The 8,179-nt window shown below is 46.6% G+C and carries 8 protein-coding genes; 3 read left to right on the forward strand and 5 right to left on the reverse strand.

Annotated elements, in window-relative coordinates; translation table 11 throughout:
- Positions 1–3 precede the first annotated feature (3 nt).
- The 5 genes from modB to Q0369_RS04150 form a co-directional block, all read right to left on the reverse strand.
- Complete coding sequence (modB, locus tag Q0369_RS04130; protein WP_298096371.1) at positions 4–693, reverse strand: molybdate ABC transporter permease subunit; 690 nt, start codon at positions 691–693, stop codon at positions 4–6.
- A 1,037-nt stretch (positions 694–1,730) separates the two neighbouring features.
- The gene (locus Q0369_RS04135; protein WP_298096374.1) at positions 1,731–2,579 is read right to left on the reverse strand and encodes an ABC transporter ATP-binding protein; all 849 of its coding nucleotides are present in this window, start codon (positions 2,577–2,579) and stop codon (positions 1,731–1,733) included.
- Entirely contained in the window at positions 2,566–2,958 is a 393-nt protein-coding gene (locus tag Q0369_RS04140) for a hypothetical protein (RefSeq protein ID WP_298096377.1), read from the reverse strand. The genes Q0369_RS04135 and Q0369_RS04140 overlap by 14 nt, the downstream gene beginning before the upstream one ends.
- Positions 2,958–3,725 (reverse strand): molybdate ABC transporter substrate-binding protein, encoded by a 768-nt coding sequence (gene modA / locus Q0369_RS04145; protein ID WP_298096380.1) that lies wholly within the window; start codon positions 3,723–3,725, stop codon positions 2,958–2,960. The genes Q0369_RS04140 and modA overlap by 1 nt, the downstream gene beginning before the upstream one ends.
- Positions 3,726–3,826: 101 nt before the next feature.
- Positions 3,827–4,615, reverse strand: coding sequence for a TOBE domain-containing protein (locus Q0369_RS04150; protein ID WP_298096383.1), 789 nt, complete (start codon positions 4,613–4,615; stop codon positions 3,827–3,829).
- A gap of 184 nt (positions 4,616–4,799) precedes the next feature.
- Between Q0369_RS04150 and Q0369_RS04155 the strand changes: the two genes are divergently transcribed.
- The 3 genes from Q0369_RS04155 to Q0369_RS04165 all read left to right on the forward strand — a co-directional run.
- Positions 4,800–5,522: a VacJ family lipoprotein gene (locus Q0369_RS04155; protein ID WP_298096386.1), complete on the forward strand. Its 723-nt coding sequence runs from the start codon at positions 4,800–4,802 to the stop codon at positions 5,520–5,522.
- A 2-nt stretch (positions 5,523–5,524) separates the two neighbouring features.
- Complete coding sequence (locus tag Q0369_RS04160; protein WP_297905513.1) at positions 5,525–6,109, forward strand: ABC transporter substrate-binding protein; 585 nt, start codon at positions 5,525–5,527, stop codon at positions 6,107–6,109.
- Between the two features lie 23 nt (positions 6,110–6,132).
- Positions 6,133–8,179: MMPL family transporter (locus tag Q0369_RS04165; protein ID WP_298096389.1), on the forward strand; the 2,047-nt coding region annotated here is incomplete at its 3' end.

The following is an 8,179-nucleotide window of genomic DNA, read 5'->3' on the forward strand; positions in this document are numbered from 1 at the left end:
GATTTAAGCTTGTGTTTTTGCGCCTTTTGCGCCCAAAAAATGCATGATCAAAAGCACGGCGAAGCTAAAGAGCAGCATCAGTGCCGAATACGCGTGAGCCTGCGCAAAATCGAGCGTCTCGGTCGCTTCATAAATCGCAATGGAGGCAACCTTGGTCTGCTCGCTTACGCTGCCGCCGATCATCAGCACGACGCCAAACTCGCCCATCGTGTGCGCAAAACAGATCACTAGCGCGCTAAGCAGAGAGTGGCGTATCGCGGGCAACGCGACGCGAAAAAGCTTGGAAAAATAGCCCTTACCGAGCGAATCGCACGCCCAAAAAAGCGAGCGCGGAAGCGAGCGAAAGCCCGAAACCAGCGGCGAAAACATAAACGGCAGCGAGTAGATACAGCTCGCAATCACGAGCCCGCTGAAATTAAATACGAGCCGAAGTCCGAAGTGTTTGTCAAAAAACTCGCCCAGCACCGAATACGGCGATAGAAAAACGAGCAGGTAAAACCCTAGCACCGATGGCGGAAGCACTAGCGGAAGCGAGATGATCGATTCGATCACGCTTTTGCCGCGGAAATTTTTTCTCGCCATAAAAAATGCGAGCGGCACGCAGATGACAAACAACGCGAGCGTCGTCAAGCTGGCAAGCTTTAATGAAACGAGAAACGGCGTGTAATCGAGCCCCTTTAGAATTTCAAACATTTATCCTCCGAGCCGAGCCACTGGGCCCAAACTATAAAATCTTAAAAGCCTAGCCCTACTTTAAAATTTAGAGGCAAAGCTAGATAGAATTTACGCAAACCTCATAGTCATAAGGCTTTGCAAAATGAAATTTTGAAAAATTCTGCGCAGAGCTAGCTGCGCAAGAGCTTTAGCCAAATGAAATTTTGGAAATTCCGTGCAAGCCAAACTGGGCGGAATTTTATAAAATTGCTTGGCTAATAAATTCCTTCAAGCGTGCAAATCCTGCTGAGCTTTTAAGCTCTACCCAAGCTGGCAAATTTTTAAGGTCACGAATTTTGCTGAGCTAAATTCCAAAAAGCTTAGCTTAGCTTTAAAACTTAAGCGGGCAGGATTTATCTGAGCGCAAATTTCACGCAAGATATAGCCAAACGGCATTCTCTGAACAACTTAGTGGAATTACATTGAGCCTGACAAAACAAAATTTTAAAATTTCGCATAAACCCAAAAGACCCAGTTAATGAAATTTTGCTGCAACTCTTATTAAGCGAGTTTAACACGCAAGCTTCAAGCCGTTAAAGCTTTTAAAATTTCAAAGTCACAAAATCCAGGTGAAATTCTAAATCTAAAAATTTTAAGTTTGCGCGAAGCTTCACATTAAATTTTTTACCAAAATCGCATGATAGAATTCGCGCAACTCCTGCCAAAAAAGTAAGCTAAAAGCCGCCAAATTTAAAAATAAACCCACCGCACCAATCAATAAATTAGAAGAAGGAATTTAACGGCGCCTACCTGCACAAAATCTAAAATTTAAAGCTTAGCCCCCACGCTATCTAGTCTCGCGTTGCGGTTTTACTCTAGCCTGCGTTTAAATTTTTATGTTTCATGAAAATCTAAACGCGATGCGAATGAAATTTTAAAATCTCACCGTATTTTGCGGGCAAATCTAGCTAAAATTTCGCAAAATCCCTCGTCTAAATTCCATAAAAGCCTGTATTTAAATCTCTAATCTAGTTGAAGTTTCCTACTTAGGCGCACCTAAAAGCTTGTCTGCAAGTTTAAATTTTACACAGAGTGATATTAAAGGCTTTGGCACCCGCTTTGACCTCATCGCCTACTTGCAAGCCATCGGCTTCTGCATTGCTTAGCACCACTTCGCACAGCTGACTGCCGATCGCTACGACAGCCACTTTGACCCCGTCGCGTGCTTGTAAATCGACAATCTTGCCCACGAAAGAAAACTTCTGTGAGCCACTAGTTTTAAGGAAAATTTCCTCCGGCGTACCGGTGCGGACGATCCTGCCGTCCTTCATCTCATAAACTCGCTTGCAAAGCCTATAAATCTCGCTTACGTCGTGGCTTACCAAGATCACGGTCTGATGAAACTGCTCGTGGATCTTTAGCAAATACTCTTGGATTTTTTCACGCATCGTAAAATCAAGCGCCGAAAGCGGCTCGTCAAGTAGCAAAATTTCAGGCTCTTGCATCAGTGCGCGAGCAAGTGCTACGCGCTGCTTCTGTCCGCCGCTAAGACCCTCTACGCCAGATTTTGCAAACTCGCTAAGCTCTAAAATTTCAAGCAGCATCGCAGCTTTTTGCGGATCGTTTCTGGCAAAAAGTAGATTGCCCGTCACGCTCATATTCTCAAAAAGTGCGTAGTCTTGAAACAAAAAGCCGATCCTGCGCTTGCCCGCACTTAAGAATTCATTGCCTTCTTGTAGCACGCGATCGCCGTCTTTTATGCTACCACTATCTGCGCGCAAAAATCCAGCCAAAATGCGCAGCAGTGTAGTCTTACCGCTGCCGCTGCGCCCATATAGGCACACAAACGAGCCTTTGTTAATCTCTAAGCGAGTATCAATCGAGAAATCATCACTGATTTTTTTCTTACAATCAATCGTTATCATATTTTTCTATATATATCGCAGTGGCGCTAACGTATGCGAAAACCTCGTCGCCCTCGCGTAAAGCAAGCTCCTGCGCAGAATGCGCGCTAATGAGCACATCAAAGCTTATCTTGCCTTCAAACCTGAGCGTGCATAGAATTTCGCCCAAGCTTAAGCTCGTAATCTTGCCGTGAATTTCATTTTCGCTAGATACACCACTTAGGGCTTCGCGAGATAAAAGCACATCAGTGCTTTTAAAGCCCACGTAAACTTCGCTACCCACCTTAAGCTCGCTACTTAGCTGCAGAAATACGCCACGTAGCTTGATGCCGCCCGCGATAAATCCTACAGAATGGATGCCGTCTTTTTGTAAAATTTCGTTGATTCTCGCTCTAATCATTAAAACTCGTATCCGTATTTAGCAAAGATCGCCCTGCCCTTATCGCTTAGGATAAAATCATAAAACGCCTTGGCTTCGGCATTGTCTTTGGCGCGGTTTAGCACGACCATGCCTTGAGCTATCGGCTCGTAGAGCTTGGTATCGACTAAGACGAAATTTTCGCCCTCTTTGCAAGGCTTATCGTTGCAGCCGTCCTTTGCCATCTTAGGCGCATACATCGCGCTAGCCGCGATAAAGCCGACGTCGGAAGCTTTAAGCGCTTGCGAAAGTGCCTCGCCGATCGATTTTGCTTCTACGATTTTGCCTTTGATCTCATCGTAAACTCCCGCTTTTTGAAAGGCCTGTACGCTTGCAGTGCCGTAAGGAGCGGTCTTTGGATTTGCTATCGAAATCGTTTTAACGCTAGGGTCTTTTAAAGCTTCAAGCCCCTTGCTAAGATCTACGCTACGCACGCTAAACATCGCCACTTTGCCTTTGGCGTAAGTTTTGGCAGGCGCCGTCGCAAAGCCCTCTTTATGCAGATCGTCTGCAAATTTCATATCCGCCGCCATAAAAATATCAAACGGAGCGCCGTTTTTAATCTGCGCACTAAGCGCTCCGCTAGCGCCCAAGCTCACGTTTAGCGTGGTTTGCGGATGTAGCTTGGCAAATTCCGCTTTGATCTCGTCAAACGCATACGTCGTGTTTGCAGCGGCTGCGATGCTGACCTCGCCTGCGCTAAGCGCGCTTGCGGTTAAAATTCCTAAAAGCACTGCTTTTAACTTCATTTTACGCCTTTCGTTTCGGCTCTCGCCGAAAATTGAATTGTATCTAAAATTTTAAATTTACGCCTTAAATTTTAAAATTTTGCGCACCCAATTTCACCCTATTACGCGCCAATAATGATCTCGCTAGGCTCGATGATCGCCGTTACTTCATCTCCTACTCCTAGAGCCATCGCGGTGGCAAATTCTCGCGTGATGATCGCAGTGATATTTTGATGCGAGCTTGTGCCTAGACAGATCTCTGCGTTTACCGCGCCGATTTTGACCTCGTTAATCGTGCCTTTGATTTGATTCGTCGTGCTAAGTTTTAGCTTCTCCGAGCTTCCTTTAGCGATGATGACGCTTGGGGCTTTGAATAAAAACAGCACGTCCTTGCCAGCTTTCAGCCCTAAATTCTTTTCGCTCTCTACGGTTACTGTCGCGCATAAAATTTCGCCGCCTGCGAGCTTAGCCGTGATTTGAGAATTTACAGCGCCTGTTTGAACATCCATAATCTCAACGCTTAACTGATTTCGCGCAGAAAGCTTCATACCGATCTTCTCTAAGCTCAAAAGGCTCTCTTCGGTGATCTCGTCAAGCTTTAAAATTTCACTCAAAAACGTCTCGCCCGCGTGGCTAATAGCATCATAAGCGCGAATCAGCTTGTGAGCGTATGGAGTGAGCTCCGAGCCGCTATTTTTCTTTGTGCCTTGAGTGCGGACGATGAGGGGTTTTTTGCTCGCGTTGTTGATTAAATTTAGCGCGTCCCAGCCGTTTTTATACGACACTCCTACGATCTCTGCGGCCTTTGTAATACTTTTAGTCTCATCTACGGCCTTAAGCAGCTTAATGTGTTTGGCTAAAAGCGATGCTTTGTTGCCAAGCAGGAATTCCAAAGCAAATTTTGCATCCATTTTCATCCTTTCTTATTTACTTTCACGTGATTTTATAATATATCCTCTGATATATTTCTTAAAGAGCTGCAGGCTTTATTCTGCGATATAAAGAGGGAAATTCTATATGAAATTTTACCTTTATTGACAAAATTTCTTTAAACTTGTAAAATCGCCACTTTGATTTATAAGGAAGGTTTGCAATTTGAAATTTATAAAAATTCTATTCCTAGCCGCAGCCTTAGCGCTTTGCGGTTGCTCACAGAAGCAAGACGCGGCGCCTAGCGGCGATACGGATGGTTTTGACGAGGAGTTTGCCAAGCGCGAAGTTTTCGATCCGCTTAGCGGCTATAACCGCGTTATGACGAGCTTCAACGACGTATTTTACTCATATATACTAACCCCCGTAGCCAGCGGTTACGACTACGTGATGCCGGATCCGATCCAGGGGGCATTTTCAAATTTTTTCTATAATATTTTATATCCGATGAGACTCGTAAACAACCTGTTGCAGGGCAAATTTGAAAATTCTTGGGACGAGACGAAGCGATTTTTGATCAATTCGACCGTCGGCTTCGGCGGGCTTAATGATATGGCGGGCAAATACTACGGGATTCCGCGCCACGACGAGGATTTCGGGCAGACGCTCGGATATTGGGGCGTGCCGGCGGGTCCGCACATCGTCTGGCCGATCTTAGGACAAAGCAATCTACGCGATACAGCAGGACTTGTCGGAGATTATTTTTCAAACCCGATAAATTATATTAAAGATGGCACCGTTCGAAACTCCGTCAACGGATTTAGAATATTTAACGACTACTCGCGCGATCCGAAATTTTATGAAAAAATGACCAAAGATGCGGTGGATCTGTATCCGTTCTTACGCGATGCTTACGAGCAAAATCGCGAGAAATTAATAAAGGAATGAAAATGAAAATTTTAAAAGTTCTAGCGCTTTGCGGAGCACTTTTGATTTCGGCGCACGCTATTAGCGATGCGGATATCGAGCCCGTGATGAGCCAAAAGGTCGCCGAGGCCGTAGGCATTATGCGAAGCAGCACCCCGAAAGACGCAAAGCCAGCGAAAATTTTTGCACTTTTTGACGACTATTTTGATTATAAAATGATGGCAAAGCTTTCACTTGCTAAACATTACGCAAGCCTTAGCCCGGCGCAGATTGCGGAATTTAATAAAGCTTTCGAAGCGCATCTTAAGCGCTCGTTTATCGAAAAACTTTCGCTTTATACCGATCAGGATATGAAGGTGCTAAGCAAACAAAGCCCGAGCGATAAGCGCCGCGTGCTAAAAACGCAGGTCATCGGCGAGCAGAAAAACTACGACATTGATTTTAAATTTTATCCTAACGGCTCTGATTGGCGCATCTACGATGTCGATATCGTGGGCGTTAGCCTAATTCAGACCTATCGCTCGCAGCTAGGCGACGTAACGCAAAGCTTGGGCTTTGACGAACTCATAAAGCGGCTAAATTCCACCGTCATCAATAGCGGCGAATAGCAGCGCGCCTAAAAGAGCGGTATTTGAAAAAAATTTTTCGCTTAATCGTCGCGTTTCCGAAAATCACGCTCGCGCTGTTTACGGTGCTGGCGCTGTTTTTCGGATATTACTCCACAAAGCTAGAGATAGACGCTTCGAGCCAGACACTTCTGCTAGATAATGACAAAGACCTTCAAATTTGGCGCGAAGTATCCAAACGCTACGAAACGCCGAATTTCTTGGTGCTTGCATACACTCCCGCGGGCGATCTTTTAGCGCCCGAGACGATCCGCAAGATAGCGCAGATGGATGCCGCTTTTTCTAAGCTGGATTTCGTCGCTAGCGTCACGGACATCACGAATGTGCCGCTTTTGCTAAACAAAGGTGGCGGTATGAGCGAGCTGCTTAAGCACATACCCACTCTTACCGACGCGGACGTAAATTTAACCGCGGCTAGGCGCGAGTTTACCACGAGCCCCTTTTACGCGTCAAATTTAGTAAGCGCCGATTTTCGCACTACCGCAATTTTAATAAATTTAAAACCGCAGACCCGCTACGAGGAGCTTTTGCACCTAAGGAACGAGGCTAAAAGCGCTCTAGAGCAAGCAGAGCACGAGGGCAACCGCTCGGGGGCTCAAATTTCACAGCTCAAAGATGCGCTTAAAGCTTCGGAGCAAAATTTCAAATCCTACCGCGACGAGCTGCGCGAAAAGGATCACCGCGACATCATGGCTTTGCGCGCGCTGATCGAAGGCTTTGAGAAGGAATTTGCGGGCGACCGATTGTTTCTAGGCGGACTGAATATGATCGCCGACGACATGGTGGGCTACGTCCGCTCGGATCTGGCGACCTACGGACTCGGCGCTTTGGTACTTCTGCTGGCTTGCTTTTGGCTATTTTTTAGACAGGCGAAATTTATCCTGCTGCCGCTTATCATCTGCGCGTATTCGGTCGTGCTCGCAGCGGGATTATTCGGCTTTTTGAGCTTTGAGGTCACGGTCATTAGCTCAAATTTCATAGCGCTTCAACTCATCATCACAGTTTCGGTCTGTATCCACCTAATCGTCGCCTACCGCGAGTTTAGCGCGCGCTTTCACGCCTTTTCGCAGCGCCAGCTCGTTTATGCGGTGCTGCGCGAGCGCGCAAGACCCTGCTTTTTCGCGATCTTTACGACCGTTATCGGCTTTATGTCGCTAATTTTTTGCGATATAAAACCCGTAATTTCTCTGGGAATTATGATGAGCGTAGGCATCAGTATCTCGCTAGTTACGGCATTTGGAGTATTTGGCGCGGTTATGTCGCTTCTAAGGTGCACGCACAATAACCGCAGCTTCGAGCAGCACTTTAAATTTACGCTTTGGTGCGCCGAAACGGCGCTACGTAGCAGAGGCGCGGTCTACGGCGTGTGCGCTGCGGCGGTGATCTTTGGGCTATACGGCATCTCGCAGCTGCGCGTCGAAAACAGCTTCATCGGCTACTTCAAAAAAAGCACCGACATTCGCGCGGGCATGGAAGTCATAGACACGAATCTCGGCGGAACGATCCCGCTTGATATCGTCGTTAAATTTAAAAGCGCAGGCGGCGCAGATCCTGCTAGCGAGAGTGAAAATTCCGCAAGCGGTAGCGCAAATTTTAAGAGCGGCGAAAATTCCAATCCCGCTGGGCGAAATTTTGCGGCAAATTCTACTCGGCAAAATTCTATCGCGCAAAATTCCGCCACTCAGAATTCTACCGCCACGGTGCAAAATTTAAATGATCAAAATTTTATCGCGCAAAGCTCCGTCGCGGCAGCACAGCCAAGCGGCAGCGCAAATTCAGATCAAACCCGCGCCGTAAATTTAGAGCAGAATTCCACCGCGAGCGACGATTTTGGCGATTTCGAAGCCGAGTACGCCGCCAACGAAAACAAGCCGCAGTATTGGTTCACATCCGAAAAGATGCGTATCATCAGCAAAATAGATGATTTTTTGAAGGACAAAAACGTCGCAGGGCACGAGTTTATCGGTAACGTAAGCTCGCTCGCATCGCTTTTAAAACTCGGCAAACAGATTAATCAGGGGCGCGATCTGGACGATCTAAGCCTTGCTTTGA

Source organism: uncultured Campylobacter sp. (assembly GCF_938030685.1).
Classification (GTDB): Bacteria; Campylobacterota; Campylobacteria; order Campylobacterales; family Campylobacteraceae; genus Campylobacter_B.